Raw genomic sequence first — 16,916 nt, forward strand, 5'->3', positions numbered from 1 at the left:
CTGCCGCCGCCTACGTCGCCACTAGGCCGGCCGAGCCAACCATAGATATCGATCCGGACTGGGACGGCGATCAGGCGGTGTTTGACCTATTAGATAGGCGAAACGTAATCGACAGGGGTCGTGAACCCTTGGACTAGCGGTGCCAGTTGGGAGACCTGGCCCGGCCCAATGATGGCCCATCTCGAAATGGGGCCGTCCAAGTTCAGCGTCCCGGACCCGTTACCGCCGAGGTCCTTATGGTCGAGTGCCGTGTAGGTTCCCAACGTCCGGCCAGGAAATTCTAGGATGCTCCCGCCATTGACGCACAGATAGGTGGTCGTCCCCACCGTCCAGACCAGCACACGATTGTTCTTTTCGAGGTGCTGAGTGACTGATGTTCGCGCGGCACCTGCGGCGGTCGTCACGCTACCGCCCGACCCTTTGGTTTCGCAGGTCACTCGGCCGTCAGCCTGGACCGCCAGCAACAGCCCGAAGACATTGAAAGCCGCGCCGGTCTTGGCGGTATTCCATTCCGCGTAAACGCCCCATTCGACGTTATCCCGGATGAACTCCATCATGCCAGACGAGTAGGCACCGTTCGTGCCGCCAGCGATTCCCGATGTATAGCGGTCGAACCATTGAACAGCCGTCGAGCTGGTCTGGATCAGGGGCGTATGCGGATATGCGAACTTCGACCCGCGCACCATGTCGATCTCGAACTGATCGCCGGCCGTCCCGAAACGGAAGCCCACCACGGGGTCAAGAAGACCAGCGCGCTGAGGCATGAAGAATGGGCGCATGATGGCGTCCGGCGCGATCAGAACCCACGTCGCGCCCCCGTCCACGGTGTATTCCGCCGTTCCCGTGCCGCTGATACGCCGCATGTCGAAGGCGAAGCTAAACGGGTTGGCAATAGCGCGGGTGGTGGCCTGAAGCACCGTCGCCCCGTCGGCGCCAACGACGACACGGGAGGCAGCATTGGCCACGGCCGGGATAACGCGGCCGGGCTGGTCCTTGAAGACGGTGCAACCCGTCTTCACCCAAGGCGCTTGCGTCAGGTCGCGCGTCCACAAAATGGGGTTGTCGCCCGAACCGATCTGGCTTTCTACCCAAGCCCCGCGATCCGAGCGCCGCACAGTGCTGGTTGTCAGGGATGTTGAGGTAAGTTTGCCCTCTTTGGTCGGCGTGTAGCTTGGCTGAGATGAGGTAGCAGACACTCGGAAAAAACGGTTGTCCGTGCCTTGGGGATTGTAGCTATCTGGCTGAACACCGCCCTTTGGCGCTTCCTCCCCCGTCCAATCGACAAAGTACGTTGAAATATCCCGAAGCGTCGGAGGCGTCGCGGCGACGATCTGCATCGCGGCCAGCCCCAGACCCGCGCCAACTCCAAGCCGGGGCATCAGAACTGCCCCACGATGCCGGTTGCGGTCGCGGCGGTAACGTGGGTCGCCGCAAGGTCCAGCGTCTGGCCAGCGACAACGGTATATTGGGCGCTCACGCCGCCAGCCGTTACCGTGACCGTTCCTGGGCCCCCGATCACCAAACGGCGGACCGGCCCGCCAGCAATGGCACCCGCGCCGGCCGTGATCGCGATGTGAGAGGTGGGCGAGCGCAGCTGGGCCAAAAGGCTGGTCAGCAATCCCTCGATACCATCGACGTGACTGACGATCGTGTCCTGTTTGGCCTCGGATGCGGGGGCCGCGATGATCTTCGCCAGCACGGCCGCAAGCGCAGTCTCGATGCCGTCCACGAAGCCGATCAGCGCGTCCTGCTTTGCCTCGGTTGCTGGGGCGGTGATGATCTTGGCAAGGATCGACGCCAGCGTGGCCTGGGTAGCCGCACCAGATGGGAGCGGGAGGGCGTCGGCGGAAACGGAAAGAGTGTCGCCCAAAGCTGCGACAACCGCCGCCAGGCCAGCATCGGTTGCCTTTCCACCCAAGGCCGCGACTATGGCCGCAAGACCGGCATCGGGATCCAACTGTGCCAATGCCGCCAGCAGCGCGTCACGGTCAGCGTCGCGGTGATGAACGATGTGGACGTCGTTCGTGGCGTCGGACTTAAGCGCTGCGCCGGCGCCGGGGTTTGTGATCGACAGCATCTTACATGACTCCAAGGAGGCCGGGGTTGGTTGACCAGAAGGGTGAGGGAGGAAGGGGACCGCCGCCGTTCAGCGCGAGCCACAGCAGGGCGTCAGCGAGGGTTTCCGAGCCGCCCAGTGCGGCCGACAGGTCGGGGGGCAAGATGATGGCCGAAGGGTCCGTCGCGGCGCTGGGCGCCACGCTGACGACCTGGACGACGCCCGATCCCGCGATGACGACGCCGGGGGCGGTCGGCGGCTGAGCCGCGCCGACCATGTCCGAGCCGCTCGCGCCCGCGCCCTTCGCCACGCCGATCCGTCCGACCACGACCGACGCGCCATCGAGGCGGACCTCTAGCGAGTAGTCGCCCTTGATCCAGGCCGAGGTGTCAGCGACCGGGAACAGTACCCGGCCATCCGTCTGGATCACGCCGGCGATTTCGTGGTGGGCGTCAGGCAGGCCCTGCCGATCAAGGAAAAGCACCACGGTTCGGCCCATCAGGTCCATGGGCGTGGACACGTCGCCGTCGAAGAACTGGAAGGGCTGAGCGAACGGCGCACCGATATAGGCAGGATCGAGGGCGCGCTTGAGGGCGGCGGGCGACATGGCGTCTCCGTTGGCGAGGTTATTGCGACGCTGATCCTGACTTTCCGAAATCGGGACAGGGGCAGACGATGAGCGATGTGGGTTTTGCGGTGCAGCTGAAGCAGGCCGCCCCAGGAGCATGGGATTGGGCGGTGCTCGACGAGGAGGGCCTTCAAGCCGCGACTGGAAAGAGCGCTAACGAGAACATCGCCCGCGAGGAAGCCGAGTTCTTTCGCCGATCCCTTACCCGTTTCCGGCGGGTCACTAAGGGCTGGTGATCTTGCGCTCGCGAAAAGGTTAATGGCCGCGTAGGCAAGGAGCGCGTTATGAAGAACACCGTTCATTGATCTCAGAAGGAGGCTGGCGAATGTTTGGAAATCTGCTCTACGCCGCGCACCGGATGCGACGAGCACTGATCATCGCGACGCCCACGGCTGGGGCGGTCGCGCTCGCCTTCCTGCTCACCCATTTGTCGCGCCACTGAAAAGTCAGCGCGACGAACCCGGTTTGTCAGTCGCCCGTCTCGACCGTCAGACCGGCCGGGCCAGCGCGGGCCTCCACCCGCTTCAGACCGCCCGAGGCGAGGCGGAACACGACGACGCCAAGGATCGCGATCAGGGCTAGGCCGATGCCGGCGAGGGCTTCAACGCGACGCTCGGCGACAGCTTCGGGCCAGATCGGGAGGCCCAGCCAGCGCCATGCCGGCGGCCCGCCGATCAGCATGATGATCCAGGCGACCATCAGGGACAGGGCCGGACCTGCCAGCGCCAGCGCCCACACAGCCCAAGGCGCGGGCTTGGCGACGACCGTGGCGGCGTCGGGTGTGCCAGGGCCGGTGACGGCGGCTGCCACGGCGCTCATGGCCTCTGTGGCGATAGGGTCGCTCATCTCAACCTCCGACGCGGGCATGAGCTTCGATCACGGCCTTGAGCTGCCGGATCTCGCCTTCTTTCTGGATGGACGCCTCAAGGGCGGCGTCTCGCTCGCCACGCAGGCGGACGACGTCATTGTGGGCGATTTCGAGTTGGGCCTTCTGATCCGCGATCAGCCGATCCTTCACGACCTCCCGCGCAAGGGCGGCGCGGCCCTCCGCTTCGGCTTCCGCGAGCTTGGCCCGGAAGTCGTTCAGCATGGCCTGCATGCGTTCGCACTCTTCCTGCAGCGCGGCCGTGGTGCTCGTGAAGGCGCTCGCAAGCGCCCCGATTACCGCCGCTTCGCCCGTCGCCTCATCCTTTGATGCCGTGGCGGCGACGGCCCGCCTGGATGGCCGGCTGACCAGGGCGGTCAGCACGCTCCCCATCCCCAGGCCGGTAAGGATCGCCGTGATGACGCCCGGCGACGCCAGGGGCGCCGTGATCTCTTCAGGCATAAGGCGATACTCCACGCCGGGGTTACTGGGGCAGCCGACACGAGCGGACGCATGATCAGGCCGCGAGGGACTGGATCGGCACTTCGTCGATGAACATCTTGTTGGTCGCACCGACGCCGCCAGAGCTGCTGGTGCCGACCATGGTCACGTCATAGTTGGAGCCAGGACGTTCCCAGAGGCGGCCCTTATTGCTGCTGGCGTTGCCCGACAGAAAGACGGCATGGGTCATGTGGTCGCCGTTTTCGTGGACGGCGCGGCCATAGCGGACGTTGTTGAAGACGTTGCCGACGCAGGCCGCACCCTTCAGGTAGAGCTGAGCGCGCAGTGTGGGCGGCGTGCCCGTCCCGTGCTCGAAGGCGATGCAGCCCGCGTCTTCCAGCGACACGTCACCGAAGTTGTTGTTGTAGCCGGTGACGACCAGGCTGGAGCCGAGCGACTCCTGCAGGCGGGCGTTGGTGATGTTGTTGCCCGCGCCGCTGACGACCAGGTTGGCGTTGCCCTCATCCGCCGGCAGGAAGTAGCCGTTCACGCCGTTGAAGCTGCACTTCAGGTTGTTTATGTTGCAGCCGCCAGAGGCCAGCTCAGCGCCCGGCCCCCAGTGGCCCAGGCTCAACATATTCACGACGTTTACGTCGTAGCTGTAGTTCCGCCATCCGGTGCCGAAGCAGCCCACGATTTCCATCATCGTGATGTCCCCCGAGTGCCGATAGAACGTCTCAAGGCCGTGGTAGGTGTGATCCGTGATCAGCATGTGTGACCAGAACGGATAGGGGTCCACCTGCGCCGTCTGCTGATTGGATGGGACCGAGAAGAACTGAAGGCCTCCGCCCCCCTTGTTCTGCTGATACTTCAGCCCGTGAAGGCCCCAGTCCTGGAAGACGTTGAAGTCGCAGAGCACGTTCTCCTGACGCATGTGCCAGGTGTCGGCCGTCACCGACGGCGGCCACGGCTTGCGCACCAGCAAGGACTGACGCCGGCCCGCACCCTTGATGGCGATACGGGCGGGGTAGGTCAGCGGCTCGGTCAGATACATGCCGGGCGGCAGCATCACGACGCCGCCATAGACATAGGTCCCGCGCGACCGCGCCGCCTCGATCGCCGCCTTCATGCCGACGGTGTCGTCGGTGCCCCAGACGACCTGGACGTTTTGATTTCGATTGGAGACGAAGTTGGCGCCGCAACGGGCTTGGGTCGAACTGATCACCTCCGTGATCGTCGATTGGTAGTTCGCGTTCGAGGTGGCGTTGTTGGTGACGTAGATCAGCTTGCCGACGTCCTCGGCCCGGAACATCGGCTCGACCAGAGTGATGACGTTGGAGCCGACGGCGGTGCTGCCCTTCTCCGAGATTTGGCAGTCACCCTTGCAGTTATAGGGCGGCATCTTCGGATTGATCACGCCAGTGAACTTGCGGTGGATCTCGTTCAGCGCGATGCGGCGCTCAAGGCCGTTCGGCCCGGCCTCCGTCAGCGCCGGCAGCAGCTCGTTGCCGACCAGTTGGCTGAGCGGCTGAAGGTCGGCCGTCCGGCGTGCAGCGAACATCTCCGGCCGATAGCGACGCAGCGCCCCGTCAGGGGAGACCGCCGGATACCATTCCTTGCCGTCCGACGAACTGGCCGCCGTCAAGGCGTTGACCGCGTCCGCCGTCAGCTGCGTCGATGGCGCGCCGCCCTCGGCCGCGATAGCCGCGATCTTGGCCGGTGACGGGACCAGCAGGTAGCCGGGGGCACCAGGCGCAGGGAGCGGATAGTAGCCGTCGCCGTTCGGGCCGCCCGTCGCGGTGCCGGCCGCCCAGCCGTAATACCCGTTGATGGCGTCGCCGATCTTGACGAGCGTGCCTTGCCCCTCAGCGACCAGCGCGCCGAAGGCCAGGGCGTCGACGGGGCTAACCACGAGCGACGGCCTGAAGCGTCTCACCATCACCCTGAAGCACGTCGTCAGGCGCAGGCCCCACATAGGGCCGCTGCACTAGGACGCCATCCACGACCATGAGGCGGTTGCGGTCCAGGGCCAGCGGGCCGCCCCTGAAGAGGTGTTGCCCCTCCTCAAGGTAGCGACGCGCGATCTCATCCGATGGCGCAGAGACGGTCGTGCGAACGATGCCGGACGCCGTCTCGACGATCTGGAAGATCATGTCAGACCTCGTTGTTTCTGAACTCGACGGCCTTCATGTAAGGGTCCGAGATCGTCTGAATGGTCATGTTGCTGGTGCTGGACCGGGCGGTGACGAAGTAGCGCCACTGGCCCTTCCCAGGGGTGTCGGTCAGCGCAAAGACGTGGCTGCCGTCCACGGAGTCATAGGTGTCGCCCGTCGCGTTGATCGTGCGGGGTGGCGCGATCAGAGAGCCGGGGCCACTATCGGTCGAGCGCCGAAACTCGAACGTCGCAGAGAAGCTGCCCGACGGGTTGTGCAGCATCAGGATCAGCCCGACGAACATGAGATCGACGGGCGTGTCGTCCCCCTGAACCTCAATCCAGACCTGCTGGACCAACGTCGGCGTCACGCCGGCAAGAGAGACGATGCCCGTGGTCGAAGCGACGGCGTATCCGACGATGGTGTTCTTCACCAATGCCTTGTTGGTCAGCGTCCCGGTGACGATCAGATCGCCGTGGATGATCGTGTTGGTGAGGCGCAGGACATTGTCCACGCCGTAGCTGAAGGGCACGACACGGTGACCGCCGTTGGGATCGACGAAGGCGAAGACGTCGGCCTGAAACTGAAGCGACCCGATACTGCCGTCGTTCTGGTTGACGATGCCGGTGACGACATCGTTGACGACCAGGAGCGTCTTGGATTCCGCGAACCCGTCCGTCAGCGTGAATATCTGCTGGATCGATTGGGTGTTCGCCGCCGTGGTCAGTTGCAGCCCGCGCAGCGAGGTCACCTCGCCACCACCGTCCGTCGCCGGCAAGAAGACCTGGTCGGCGGCGATGATGAACCCGGTCCCCGCTTGGTTCTTGGCGCCCAACAGGTTGAGCGTGCCGGCAAAGCTGCCCAGATCGTTGATAACCTGATCAGAAAGGGACTGGAAGAGGGTCGCGACGGGGTGACCGTCCAGATGCAGAAGGCCGTCCGTGTAGCTTCGATAGAGCGCGCCCCTCAGCATCTCGGCCGCGATCAGGTCGGTGTGCTGGGCGGCGAGGACTGCCGTCGGTGCACCAGGCGCAAGGTCGCCAGCGATCAGTTCGCCTGTCGCCACGTCAGCCCAGGCCGACGGCGCGACCGGACGGTGCGGTGCGCCGATGGGGACAAGACGCGCCTGCAGCAGCTGACCGGCGGCGACGCCGTTGGTGACGATGGCCAGACCGGCGCCCGGTTCGTCGATCCGCGTCGGCGCGATCTCGGTCGTATTGTTGACCCGGACCTCGGCGCGGAGGCCGCCAATCGCGGCATCAAGAGGAACGTCCCACCGGAACCTGATCGCCGGAACGGCCGAATGTTCGCCCGGCAGCATGATGCCCTCGACGATCACGCCCGTCAGCGCCAGCGCGTCGATCACTTGCGGCGACGGCGGAACCTGAGCCTGGCCAGGATCGGGGTCTTCCTGGCCGTAGACGGAGGAGGCGATCTCCTCCAGGGCAAGGTGCTGCCGCCACATCTCATCGAGCGACCAGCTGACGATCCGATATCGCACCGTGCCGCCGTTGAAGCGGCGATTGCTCTGGCGGGCGATCCAGTCGCCCTCTTCCAACTCGGCATACTGCGGCGGCAGGACCAGGCTGGCGCGCTTCTCCAACCGGGCTTTGCGCTGCGCGATCAGCGCGCAGGCATCCGCCTGCTCGGCGACGGTGACCATGGGCAGGGCCAGCGTCAGCTCGCGGGGACCGCCGTCGGTCGCGATGTCGGTGAGCGAGCGGCGGACCGTGCCTGAGTGATCCTTCCAGTTTTGGGCGGGCTCGACGTAGCGAGGCACGACGGTGTTGATCCGACCGCCGTCCGTGTCGGGCAGAAAGGGCGAGTAGGTCTCAGGCTCTCCATCGACGGGGTCACCGTCGCGGATCGTGACCACGACCGCCTTGGCCTGGCCCGGTTCGATTTCTACGCCGCCTTCGCGCTGGACGACGATGCCGGCGCAGGCCGAGGCGAACAGACCTTCGACCTCGACGAAAGGCTGATTGGAATAGACGAGGCCATCGGCGGCGTAACGGATGCGGCCCAGCACCGGCTCGTCGCAGACGTTGGCGGCGGCGATGATCCGGTCGGGCGGCGCCTCGATGGCCGATAGCCCGCGCCCCACCAGCAGGTGCTGCGACTGGCCATGGCGACCCGTTGCGAAGATGCCGCGCCGGTAGTTGTAGGCGCCCACGACTGCGTTGCGCGAGAACTGGTGGGTGGACGGATCGGCCCAGACGTGAGGGTTCGGTCCGGTGTAGCCGAGCTGGGCATCCTTGCGCGGATCGTAGAGGCGCAGGCCCCGCATCACGAACTGGATCGTGGGGTGGCCCTGCGTCCAGATCTTGTCATCGAACTTCGTCGACACCCAGAAGTGCGCCACGCTCGCCAGCACGTCCTGCGCCGTCCAGTCGGCCGTGGCCGGCGCCATGGCTTCGGCCGAGGCTGCGAGGATGCGCGTCGGCGGGGCCGTGCCCTCTGCCGAAGCGTTGACGAAGTCGATGATCAGAGCGCCGCCGAAGCCCGGCTGGACGCCTGATCCTGTCCACGCATAGTAGACGCCATCGACATAGTAGCCGGCGACGCCATCGCAGAAATGGTCGGCGACGCCCACGCAGCGGGTCGCCCAGTCGGTCTTGTATTTGCCGCCGTGGTTGAAGCCGTCGATCAGCCAGCCGCCAGTGCAGACGATTCCGAAGAGCGCCTCGCGCGGACCCTCGCCCATCGACAGGGTCGTCACACTGGCCTGACGCTCGGCGATGGGCTGCTTGTTCAGCCCCAGCACCCGAGTGAGGGCGTTGACGGCCAGGGTCGCGGTCAGGGTGTTGATGAAGACGGCGGCGGCCGAGATCGCCTTGAAGACCGTGGCGCTGACGGTGATGGTGATCGGGTCGGCGCAGGACGGCGCGGCCGACGCCAGCAGAGCGGCCAGCGCGGCCAGAAGGACACTGATGCAACGCATGGTCAGACGGTCCAGGCTCGGATCGCCATGGCGCGCGGCAGGCGCGCATAGCCCTGAACCGGATCAAGCCCTACGATTTGATCCCCTTCGACCAGAACCAGCTGGTTCTCGGCCGTCATGCCGACGCAGCCGCGCGTCGCCTGGGTCACATCAATCGGTGTCATGACTTCAGACACGGCCGCCGCCATCCCGCCGTGGCGGGCGAGCACGCGCCGCGCGCCGCGCCGAGTGGTCCACTGGCTGCTGAACGCCTTCAAGGGGTTCACGCCGAAGGCGGCTTCGACACCTGCGCCGGCGAACCGGGCGCAGTCGTGGGTTCGGGGCTCAGGCCCGTAGCCAAAGGCCCAGTCCTCGCGCGCCTCTAGAAACTCGATCAGGCGATGCGGGGCATAGGTCATTGCTGCTGGCTCGCCACGATGTTGAGGACGCCGCCCAGGGAGAAGGACTGGGCGTTCAGCGCGGCGCCGGTCCGCTGCGGGGGCTTGCCGCCCCAGAGGATGGTCTTCTCGCCCGCATAGGCGATGCGCTTGAACCCGCCGTCGGTGCTCTTGATCAGGCGCTGGTCGGCGTCGCTGTGCATGCGTTCCGAACGGCGGCCTAGACCGCGGATCGAACCCTCGACGCCTATTGTGATAGTCGCCGTCCCTGCCGGCACATCCTCGGAGCTGGCGCTGTCGATCCGACCGCGGAGAAAGACGGAAGCCTGCAGCAGGCGAGCGCCCGTGCCATTGAAGATGAGCCGCCAGATAACGCATGGCTTGTTGCGCAGGGAGGCGATGTCCAGCTGCCCGGCGACGGTCAGGTCCACGCCGCTCAGCTCAAGCTGGGCCCCTGCCTCCGCGTCGCCGATTGATCCGCCAGAGATCGTGACCAGCGCTCTGTCACCGACGCCGGAATAGACATCTGACCCGATGACTAGGTTGCCATGGCCGCCCCACAGGAAGATCGGATCATCAACCCCGATCTGCACTGCGCCGGACACGATGTTGTCGCCGCTGGCCAGGGCGGCTTTGGCTTCTGCGCTGAAGGATTTCATGCCGTCTCCCGCGCGCGGTTAAATGCGGAGGTCTTGGACCGCGACGAAGGTGCCGCGTCCCTCATGCAGGGCGTCGATCTCACCGACTTTCGTCTCTTCGGTGCGCTGCTTCATGATGCACTTCGGATTGGCCAGGTCGGCGACGGCGCCGGCCGGGACCAGCGTCGGCAGAGGGATTTCGAATGCGATCGACAGCGAACCGCCGTTACTCCCCGTCACGTCCTCGATCGCGCGGCCCAGCGCGCGGCGCTGCTCGCCGCCCGTGACCCAGCGCCACATGATGTAGTCGCCGATACCCAGCTTGAAGCTAGCGGGCAGGCCGTTGAGGGTGACGGTGTCGCGGTCCGCATTGACCGTCCACGACGAAGCCGCGCCGGCGAAAGCCCCGCCGCCGGCCCGCGTCATGCCGGTGAACCCGCCGACGTAGGCTCTCGGATAGGGGCGGCTCAGGTCGCCGCAATAGAACGGCCGCTGCGCCCCACGCAGGCTGTCGATGAAGGCCCGCCAGATGGCGAACTCCTCTTCATCGGTATCGCCAAAGTTGACCGACGTGGCCCAGAGCGGCGCGCCGGCCGTGACCGAGGCGACCATGCCATCGACGTTCGGCGACTGATAATCGACGCGGCGCGGGTCAAACCCCTGAGTGATCACGCCGACGTTCGGCATCTCGCGTGGAAAGGAGATGGCCATCAGGGAACGATCCGACGCTGCTTGGCGTCCTGAACGGTGCGCACGACCATGTTCGGCATGTCCTTGCGAAGCTGCTCGATCTTGCGCTCAACCCGGCTGAGCGCCGCGCTGTCGGCGCCAGGCGCATGGATGGAGACGGGCATTGAAATCGACAGGGCGTCACCACCGACGCCGCTCCCCGATGCCGTTTCGCCCATCTGTTCGCGCAGCAGGCGCGCCGTCTCTACGGCGCCGACGACGTGACCTTGACCGCCCAGCATGAAAAGCTCTGGCCGGCCGTGCTCGACGGTCGAGTAGAACTCGCCCTTCTCGGTCTTGCCCCCGGCGGCACGGCCGCCGCCGAACATCGACGACACGAAGTTGACGGCCGTGCTGACCCATCCGCCACCCCCGCCACTCGCGGAACCGGCCTTCGAGAACATATTGAACAGCTGGTCGAGGGCGCCATCGAGCAGCCGTTGCTTTAGCTGATCGCCGATGTACTCGCCGATGCGTCCGTCCTGGATCGCCTGCACGACTTCATTGCCGTAGGACTTGAACTGGGCCCGGAGCCGTTCGGTCTCCTGATGGTCGAACAGTTCGACCTGCCGAGAGGCGCCACGGTTCCAGGTCGCCATGCGGCGCGCCCGCTCCTCGTCATCCGCAATCTCAGGGTCGTTCTGAAGTTCCGCCGCCTTTCGCTTGCGGGCGATTTCGATGGTGGCCAGGAGGATCTCGCGTTCGATCCGGTAGCGTTCGCCCTGCGTCTTCGCCATCTTGGCGTCGATATCCAGCAGGTCGTTCGCGGCCTTTGCTGCTTCTTCGTCGTCCTTGAGGCGCCGCTCGGCCAGCTCGCGCTTTTCCCGGTCGGTGACCAGAGATTGCTCGACCGAGTTTAGCTCTTCGGCCTTGGCGCGCATCAGATCGGCCTCGGCCTTTGTGAGGCCGCGAAGCCCTTTCGAGCGGATGTATTCTTCCTCGGCCGAGGCGATCTCCCTCAACCGGGTCTCGCGCTCACGCTCCAGCGCGGTGATCGCGTTGCCGGCACGGGCGCCGATGGTCTGCATGTGACCGCCGCGGTTCCACGCGGTGTCCAGTTCCCGCTCCGCACGGTCCTGCATCTGCCGTGCGCGCTCGTCGCGCTGACGGCGTTGCTCCGCTTCTCGCTCAGCCTGACGCGCTGCATTGCCGCCGCCGCCACCGGTCGAATGGCCCCTGGGGTCGAAGCCGCCAGACGCAGCGCCAGTCGCGAAGTCGGCCGCGCCTGCCATTTGATCGCCGAACGAAGCATCCAGTTGGCGGCGCCGGTCTGCGCCAAGGCCCATCCACTTCAGCCAGCCGGGCATCGTGTAGAGCCCTGCGTCCCGCGCGGCGTTACCTTCTGCCGCGGTGCGTCCCCGGACCTTGTCGCTGACAACGTCCGAAAGCGCGCGGCCAGGAAGATCAACGCTGATCTTGACGCTATTCAGTTTGCCCAACCAGCCGATCAAATCGGCGACGACGGTAATCAGGCTGGCGAAGTCGTCGGCCAGACCCGAGACAGCGACGCGCAGTTCCATGTTGATGCGCTGCTGCGCCCGCTCCAGCACGCGGTCGGCTTCGTCCAGCCCTTCGCGGACATCGTCCTTCATGACGAGGCCCAGGTCGCGGGCATCCGCCGACAGGCGGCGGATTTCGTCGGAGCCGAGACGAAGGATGGGCAGGGAGTCCTCGACGCCCAGGCCGCGCGCCAGGCGCACCTGCACAGCTCGGTCTTTGACCTGGCCGAGGGTGTCGGCGAGGATCATCATCATGTCGCCGGCGTCGTTGACGTTCGACAGCTGGTCTTTCGTGATGCCCAACTCTTCGAAGATCGGCTTGAGCTTGGCGTCGCCGATCCCCGCCTTGAACGCGCCCACCTGGCCGTTCAGTTTTTCGAGGTTGGACTGGAAGGTCTCGACCGAGACGCCAGCCTCGTCGGCGACATACCGCCACTCCTGCAGCGCCTCAGCGCCGACGCCTATCCTGTCCGAGGCGTCGGTCAGGTCGGCCGCGAACTGCATGCCCTCGCGCACCCGCATCAGGGCGAGGGCCAGCGCGCCCAGCGCCACCGCGACCGCCATACCTGTCGCGCCGAACGCGGAAAGGGCTGTCCCTGCCGATCCCGCCCGGCCGGCCAGACCTTCAATGGCGCCGCGCGCTTCGCCGGAAGCGGCTGACAACCCCTTGATGGCCGGGTTCGCCGCCTTCTCGCCGAGGGCGATCTCGGCCCACATCTTCTTTCCGCTATCGCCGATCTGGCCGAACGTCCGACGAACGACCTCATCCCCAGCGACGAACAGCCGAATACCTACGCCGCCTCGGCCTGCTGTCGCGTCGGTCATGGTCTACTCCTCGGAGACGGGCGTCTCCGGCTTCTTGGGCTGACGCTTCTTCTCAACGGCGGCGATGGCGCTGAGGGCGGCGGGCTCGAAAGCGTCAAGCAGCGTCTCGATGATCCAACCGGGCAGATGCTCTAGCCGGGCACGGATCGCGGCGCGGTCGAGGCGACGCGGGGTCATGCCGCCGCCAGTCCATGCGCCGGCGCGCTGGACGGCATCCCAGACCGCAGCGGCTTCAACGGTTTGTGGGGCATGTTCAAAACGAGGGCAGCGGCGGCCCTCAACGGCGACGCCCTGGCTACAAGGCGAACTGATCTTCTGGCAGTTGAAGCAGTGGTCGGGGCCTATGCCGTCCGCTCGGGCTCCGAAGAGCCAGGCGGCCAGGCCCCTTAGGCCTCCCCCTCGACGATCAACAGCCGCGCCGCCTCCGTCACGACCGTCATGATCTGATTGCTCAGAGCCTCGTCCAGCAGCAGGACTTCCAGCACCTCGCGGTCGATCGGGGCCGGCGTGTCTTTCGCCAGTTCGATGCCTGTCCACTCGACAACGCCGATGAGGGCGCACTCGACGGCGGCGAGCCACATGCCGATCCCGATCAGGAAGGAGGCGTATCCGACCGGATCCTTGTCCTTCATGCGTTTCCATCCGCGCACGCCGCCTTCCGGCAGCAGCTCATGCTTGGATAGGAGGTTGATCAGTTCAGCGTCGTTGCGCAGGATCGCTTGCGCCGCCGCCTGGGCGCTCTCCCACTCTGTCGAGCGAAGACGGCGCGCGGTGATGGTGACGTCGTGATAGGGCGCGCGGAGCGTCTTCGTGACCGGCCCCGTCTTCAGCTCGACGCGGACGCTCATGTGTACGCGGCCACGTCATTGGTGATGACGATCTGCGCAGCGGCGGCTTCGGCCGACTGGTAGGGGGACCAGCTTATGCTGCGCTCGATCTGGCCAACGCCGTTGATCGGGAGGGGGCTGGGGGCCAGCAGCGCCTTGGGATGGCGCAGCTTGATCAGGTGACCAGCCTGTACACCCAGCATACGGAACACGGCGGCGAAGGTAGTCTCGCCTTCCTCCATGTCGTCGAACACCGCGCCGATCGCACGGAACGACGCAGAGCCAGAGTGCTGCGTCGCGTTCGGGCGAAGGCTGGACACCGTCGGCGTTTCGCTGAGGTAGATGCCCTCCTGCAGCTGACGGCTGAAGCTGAACGAACCGGACAGCATGTTGCCGGCGGCGACGTCATCGACCTCGAACAGCGCGCGCAGAATGGGCGCCTCAGCCGGGACGACGGTCGGCGTGCCCGCCGGGAAGTCCGTCAGCTTCTTCTTGCGCAGGCCCATCAAAGAGATGTTGAGGTTGAAGTCCTGGGTGTTCTCGCCCGTGAACTGCGTCGAGATCTGGCTGATGGTCAGCCCCTCATAGACGTAGACGAGGTTGGTCCCGACCTTCACGGCCAGATCGAAATAGACCTCCTCTTTCGAGCCGCTCTCAAAAGTGTGGTCGAACAGGGATCCGTTGGCCACGGGCGCCAGCGGCGCACCGATGCCCGCCCGCAGCAGCAGCGGGAGCTGACGCGTGTCCGCGTCCACCACCAGCTCGCCGCCCAACCGGCCGAAGCCGGGGCGCGGGCGGGTAGGATCGAGGACATTCTTGCGGATGGCTGGGTTGCCCAGGCGCTCCATCGCCCGCGATCGTAAGCGCGACGTCACCGCCACCCGCGCCCAGGGCGGCAAGGCCTCACGCGGCCGGATCATCGACCGCGCCCACCTCGCATGGATCCGGCGTCTGCCGTGTGTCGCCACCTACGTCGAAACCGGACGGCTCGCCTATGGCTGCCAGGCCGCGCACCTACGCCTGTCCTCGGCCGTCCACGGCAAGGCCCACCCAGGCGGACAGCGCAAGCCCGACGACAGATGGGTCACACCCCTCTCTGCCGAACAGCACCGCATCCAGGGGGACGTGAAGGGCGAAGGTCGCTTCTGGTCCGACCTGGGCATCGATCCCTTCGACCTGTGCCAGCGCCTCTACGCCGTCAGCGGTAACGACGAGGCTGGGCTTCAGGTCATCCTATCCATTCGAGAGGCAGCATAGCCATGACCACCGTGCAGCATTCCGGAAATTCCGGAGAACTCGGCCCCGCCACCGAGCGCCGCTTGATGGCGGCCTTCGCCGACACCTGCGTGCTGACCTGCGGCGCAGCGGCCCGCCTTATCGGCGTGGACCAGAAGAGCCTGCGCGCCATGACCGACGACGGCGTGATCCGCGCGGTGCGTCGTGGCGGCGGCCGTTGGCGCGCCTATACCGAGGGTGACATCCGGGACTACCTGACGCAGGGTGCCGCCCCGGCTCGGGAGTCGAAGCCCCGCGCCACAGGGAACAGCCAGCTGAAGGTGGTGCCGTTCACCCAGCGCAAGGTGACGGCGCGGCGCTAGGGATCGAGGCACATGACCGTCTATCTCCCCAAGACCAGCCGCTTCTGGGCTTACGATTTCCAATACAAGGGCCGCCGCTTCCACGGCTCGACGGGCGTCGAGGGCAAGCGCGCGGCCGAGGCTGTCGAACGCCGCATCCGCCTGCAGGCCGCGACAGGCGCACTCGACGATGGCGCCGACATGACGCTGGACCAGGCGGCCGGCCGATGGTGGACTGAGGTCGGTCAACACCGCGCAAGCGCCTACCAGCTGGAGCACCGCCTCGCGATCGCTGTGCGCCTCGTCGGGCCGAACACACCCATCCACAAGATCACGACCAAGGTCATAGCCCGCGCCATCGAGCGGCGGCGTGGCGAGACCACCGTCCGCAGGAAGGACAAGCCCGGCAGCCCGGCCAAGCGCTGGCCGCTGTCGAACGCCACCGTCAACGCAGACGTCATGCGGCCCCTGCGGCGGGTGCTGAACCGCGCCCGCGAGGTATGGGAGGTCCAGGGCCTGCCGGTCATCGACTATAAGGCCCTCGTGCTGAAGGAGAAGGAGACCGAGATCCGGCTCTACAGCGCCGACCAGCAGAAGGCCTGGTCCGATCAGTGCGACCCGACGGCGCGCTTCGTCCTGCGCCTGCTGCTGACCTACGGACTGCGCTACAGCGAGACCTTCCTCCCGCCCGAGGCCTTCATCCCCGACGCCCCAGGCGGGCCGGTGCTGGCGATCAACAAGCGCAAGCGCGGTGCCCTCTACCTCCCTCTTCGCGCCGACGACGCCCGCGAGATTGCGGCACGCGCCGGCCGAGCCAAGGCTGCCGGCCTCCCCTCGATACTCTTCGAGACGGCAGGCCGCGACGACGACGGCAGTGATCGGCTGGTCGAGGTGTCCAAGTCTGGCCTCGCCGTGCGCCTTCGCTCAGCGGCGAAGCGTGCAGGCCTGACCCAGCCCCGCATCATCCACGGCACGCGCCACCATGTCGGCACCACCACCCTCGCCGAGACCGGCGACTTGCGGCTGACGCAGAAGCTGCTCGGGCACGCCGACATCAAGTCGACATTGGTCTATTCCCACGCCCTGGACAGCGGCCTGCGCGCGCAACTGGAGTCCCGGAATAGTCCCGGAACACCTGACCCGGACGCCCAATTTTCCCCGACGAAACAACGCCGTAAACGCGCTGAGAAATAACCTCCGAAGGCAGGGGTCACAGGTTCGAATCCTGTCGGGTGCGCCATTCTCTCCCGCCGTTCGAGATTAGTCGGCTAACCGCCGCAGCACGGCTTAGAAAGTGACATCAGGCGCGTCCGGGGACGGCCTGGCGCATGCCTGCAGGACTAAATCCAGGCGGTTTAAC

Annotated in this window: 19 protein-coding genes; 4 read left to right on the forward strand and 15 right to left on the reverse strand. The window is 66.2% G+C overall.

Annotation, left to right across the window (positions count from 1 at the left end):
- Positions 1-89 precede the first annotated feature (89 nt).
- Genes ACP69V_RS15665 through ACP69V_RS15675 form a run of 3 tightly spaced genes read right to left on the reverse strand, consistent with a single transcriptional unit; the run spans position 90 to position 2,663 of the window.
- The gene (locus ACP69V_RS15665) at positions 90-1,337 is read right to left on the reverse strand and encodes a hypothetical protein (protein ID WP_426024670.1); all 1,248 of its coding nucleotides are present in this window, start codon (positions 1,335-1,337) and stop codon (positions 90-92) included.
- 41 nt (positions 1,338-1,378) lie between these two features.
- The gene (locus tag ACP69V_RS15670) at positions 1,379-2,077 is read right to left on the reverse strand and encodes a hypothetical protein (protein WP_426024671.1); all 699 of its coding nucleotides are present in this window, start codon (positions 2,075-2,077) and stop codon (positions 1,379-1,381) included.
- 1 nt (position 2,078) lies between these two features.
- Positions 2,079-2,663, reverse strand: a complete 585-nt coding sequence (locus tag ACP69V_RS15675) for a hypothetical protein (RefSeq protein ID WP_426024672.1) — start codon at positions 2,661-2,663, stop codon at positions 2,079-2,081.
- Positions 2,664-2,731: 68 nt separating this feature from the next.
- Here ACP69V_RS15675 and ACP69V_RS15680 point away from each other — a divergent pair, with 68 nt between their 5' ends.
- The gene (locus tag ACP69V_RS15680) at positions 2,732-2,920 is read left to right on the forward strand and encodes a hypothetical protein (protein ID WP_426024673.1); all 189 of its coding nucleotides are present in this window, start codon (positions 2,732-2,734) and stop codon (positions 2,918-2,920) included.
- Between the two features lie 232 nt (positions 2,921-3,152).
- On the opposite strand, the gene ACP69V_RS15685 is transcribed toward ACP69V_RS15680, so the two are convergent.
- The 12 genes from ACP69V_RS15685 to ACP69V_RS15740 form a co-directional block, all read right to left on the reverse strand.
- Positions 3,153-3,530 carry a hypothetical protein gene (locus tag ACP69V_RS15685; protein ID WP_426024674.1) on the reverse strand — a complete coding sequence of 126 codons (378 nt, stop codon included), beginning with the start codon at positions 3,528-3,530 and terminating at the stop codon, positions 3,153-3,155.
- A gap of 1 nt (position 3,531) precedes the next feature.
- The gene (locus ACP69V_RS15690; RefSeq protein WP_426024675.1) at positions 3,532-3,933 is read right to left on the reverse strand and encodes a hypothetical protein; all 402 of its coding nucleotides are present in this window, start codon (positions 3,931-3,933) and stop codon (positions 3,532-3,534) included.
- A 133-nt stretch (positions 3,934-4,066) separates the two neighbouring features.
- On the reverse strand, positions 4,067-5,902 hold the full coding sequence (locus ACP69V_RS15695) for a hypothetical protein (RefSeq protein ID WP_426024676.1): 1,836 nt from the start codon (positions 5,900-5,902) through the stop codon (positions 4,067-4,069).
- Positions 5,895-6,143: a hypothetical protein gene (locus ACP69V_RS15700; RefSeq protein WP_426024677.1), complete on the reverse strand. Its 249-nt coding sequence runs from the start codon at positions 6,141-6,143 to the stop codon at positions 5,895-5,897. Before ACP69V_RS15700 ends, ACP69V_RS15695 begins: the two co-directional genes overlap by 8 nt.
- Position 6,144: 1 nt before the next feature.
- Complete coding sequence (locus tag ACP69V_RS15705; protein WP_426024678.1) at positions 6,145-9,084, reverse strand: phage tail protein; 2,940 nt, start codon at positions 9,082-9,084, stop codon at positions 6,145-6,147.
- Positions 9,085-9,086: 2 nt separating this feature from the next.
- On the reverse strand, positions 9,087-9,482 hold the full coding sequence (locus ACP69V_RS15710) for a DUF6950 family protein (protein WP_426024679.1): 396 nt from the start codon (positions 9,480-9,482) through the stop codon (positions 9,087-9,089).
- A complete protein-coding gene (locus tag ACP69V_RS15715) occupies positions 9,479-10,120 on the reverse strand; it encodes a hypothetical protein (protein WP_426024680.1) in 642 nt (213 codons plus the stop codon). The genes ACP69V_RS15710 and ACP69V_RS15715 overlap by 4 nt, the downstream gene beginning before the upstream one ends.
- An 18-nt stretch (positions 10,121-10,138) precedes the next feature.
- The gene (locus ACP69V_RS15720; RefSeq protein ID WP_426024681.1) at positions 10,139-10,810 is read right to left on the reverse strand and encodes a hypothetical protein; all 672 of its coding nucleotides are present in this window, start codon (positions 10,808-10,810) and stop codon (positions 10,139-10,141) included.
- Positions 10,810-13,152, reverse strand: coding sequence for a hypothetical protein (locus ACP69V_RS15725; protein ID WP_426024682.1), 2,343 nt, complete (start codon positions 13,150-13,152; stop codon positions 10,810-10,812). The genes ACP69V_RS15720 and ACP69V_RS15725 overlap by 1 nt, the downstream gene beginning before the upstream one ends.
- A gap of 3 nt (positions 13,153-13,155) precedes the next feature.
- A complete protein-coding gene (locus ACP69V_RS15730; protein WP_426024683.1) occupies positions 13,156-13,329 on the reverse strand; it encodes a hypothetical protein in 174 nt (57 codons plus the stop codon).
- Between the two features lie 209 nt (positions 13,330-13,538).
- On the reverse strand, positions 13,539-14,000 hold the full coding sequence (locus ACP69V_RS15735; RefSeq protein ID WP_426024684.1) for a hypothetical protein: 462 nt from the start codon (positions 13,998-14,000) through the stop codon (positions 13,539-13,541).
- Positions 13,997-14,827, reverse strand: coding sequence for a hypothetical protein (locus ACP69V_RS15740; RefSeq protein WP_426024685.1), 831 nt, complete (start codon positions 14,825-14,827; stop codon positions 13,997-13,999). Before ACP69V_RS15740 ends, ACP69V_RS15735 begins: the two co-directional genes overlap by 4 nt.
- Between ACP69V_RS15740 and ACP69V_RS15745 the strand changes: the two genes are divergently transcribed.
- Genes ACP69V_RS15745 through ACP69V_RS15755 form a run of 3 tightly spaced genes read left to right on the forward strand, consistent with a single transcriptional unit; the run spans position 14,811 to position 16,750 of the window.
- The gene (locus ACP69V_RS15745) at positions 14,811-15,236 is read left to right on the forward strand and encodes a hypothetical protein (protein WP_426024686.1); all 426 of its coding nucleotides are present in this window, start codon (positions 14,811-14,813) and stop codon (positions 15,234-15,236) included. The two genes, ACP69V_RS15740 and ACP69V_RS15745, sit on opposite strands and share 17 nt — an antisense overlap.
- A gap of 2 nt (positions 15,237-15,238) precedes the next feature.
- On the forward strand, positions 15,239-15,577 hold the full coding sequence (locus ACP69V_RS15750) for a MerR family transcriptional regulator (protein WP_426024687.1): 339 nt from the start codon (positions 15,239-15,241) through the stop codon (positions 15,575-15,577).
- A 12-nt stretch (positions 15,578-15,589) separates the two neighbouring features.
- Positions 15,590-16,750 carry a tyrosine-type recombinase/integrase gene (locus ACP69V_RS15755; protein ID WP_426024688.1) on the forward strand — a complete coding sequence of 387 codons (1,161 nt, stop codon included), beginning with the start codon at positions 15,590-15,592 and terminating at the stop codon, positions 16,748-16,750.
- Positions 16,751-16,916: the final 166 nt, after the last annotated feature.

This window comes from Brevundimonas sp. PWP3-1b1, from assembly GCF_049896065.1.
GTDB lineage: Bacteria > Pseudomonadota > Alphaproteobacteria > Caulobacterales > Caulobacteraceae > Brevundimonas > Brevundimonas intermedia_B.

Excerpts from the sequence above, each read along its gene's own strand:
- ACP69V_RS15740 (WP_426024685.1), bottom strand. The coding sequence starts at position 14,827 with ATGGAGCGCCTGGGCAACCCAGCCATCCGCAAGAATGTCCTCGATCCT.
- ACP69V_RS15735 (WP_426024684.1), bottom strand. The coding sequence starts at position 14,000 with ATGAGCGTCCGCGTCGAGCTGAAGACGGGGCCGGTCACGAAGACGCTC.
- ACP69V_RS15730 (WP_426024683.1), bottom strand. The coding sequence starts at position 13,329 with ATGACCCCGCGTCGCCTCGACCGCGCCGCGATCCGTGCCCGGCTAGAG.
- ACP69V_RS15720 (WP_426024681.1), bottom strand. The coding sequence starts at position 10,810 with ATGGCCATCTCCTTTCCACGCGAGATGCCGAACGTCGGCGTGATCACT.
- ACP69V_RS15755 (WP_426024688.1), top strand. The coding sequence starts at position 15,590 with ATGACCGTCTATCTCCCCAAGACCAGCCGCTTCTGGGCTTACGATTTC.
- ACP69V_RS15675 (WP_426024672.1), bottom strand. The coding sequence starts at position 2,663 with ATGTCGCCCGCCGCCCTCAAGCGCGCCCTCGATCCTGCCTATATCGGT.
- ACP69V_RS15725 (WP_426024682.1), bottom strand. The coding sequence starts at position 13,152 with ATGACCGACGCGACAGCAGGCCGAGGCGGCGTAGGTATTCGGCTGTTC.
- ACP69V_RS15685 (WP_426024674.1), bottom strand. The coding sequence starts at position 3,530 with ATGAGCGACCCTATCGCCACAGAGGCCATGAGCGCCGTGGCAGCCGCC.
- ACP69V_RS15710 (WP_426024679.1), bottom strand. The coding sequence starts at position 9,482 with ATGACCTATGCCCCGCATCGCCTGATCGAGTTTCTAGAGGCGCGCGAG.
- ACP69V_RS15715 (WP_426024680.1), bottom strand. The coding sequence starts at position 10,120 with ATGAAATCCTTCAGCGCAGAAGCCAAAGCCGCCCTGGCCAGCGGCGAC.
- ACP69V_RS15750 (WP_426024687.1), top strand. The coding sequence starts at position 15,239 with ATGACCACCGTGCAGCATTCCGGAAATTCCGGAGAACTCGGCCCCGCC.
- ACP69V_RS15680 (WP_426024673.1), top strand. The coding sequence starts at position 2,732 with ATGAGCGATGTGGGTTTTGCGGTGCAGCTGAAGCAGGCCGCCCCAGGA.
- ACP69V_RS15705 (WP_426024678.1), bottom strand. The coding sequence starts at position 9,084 with ATGCGTTGCATCAGTGTCCTTCTGGCCGCGCTGGCCGCTCTGCTGGCG.
- ACP69V_RS15665 (WP_426024670.1), bottom strand. The coding sequence starts at position 1,337 with ATGCAGATCGTCGCCGCGACGCCTCCGACGCTTCGGGATATTTCAACG.
- ACP69V_RS15670 (WP_426024671.1), bottom strand. The coding sequence starts at position 2,077 with ATGCTGTCGATCACAAACCCCGGCGCCGGCGCAGCGCTTAAGTCCGAC.
- ACP69V_RS15700 (WP_426024677.1), bottom strand. The coding sequence starts at position 6,143 with ATGATCTTCCAGATCGTCGAGACGGCGTCCGGCATCGTTCGCACGACC.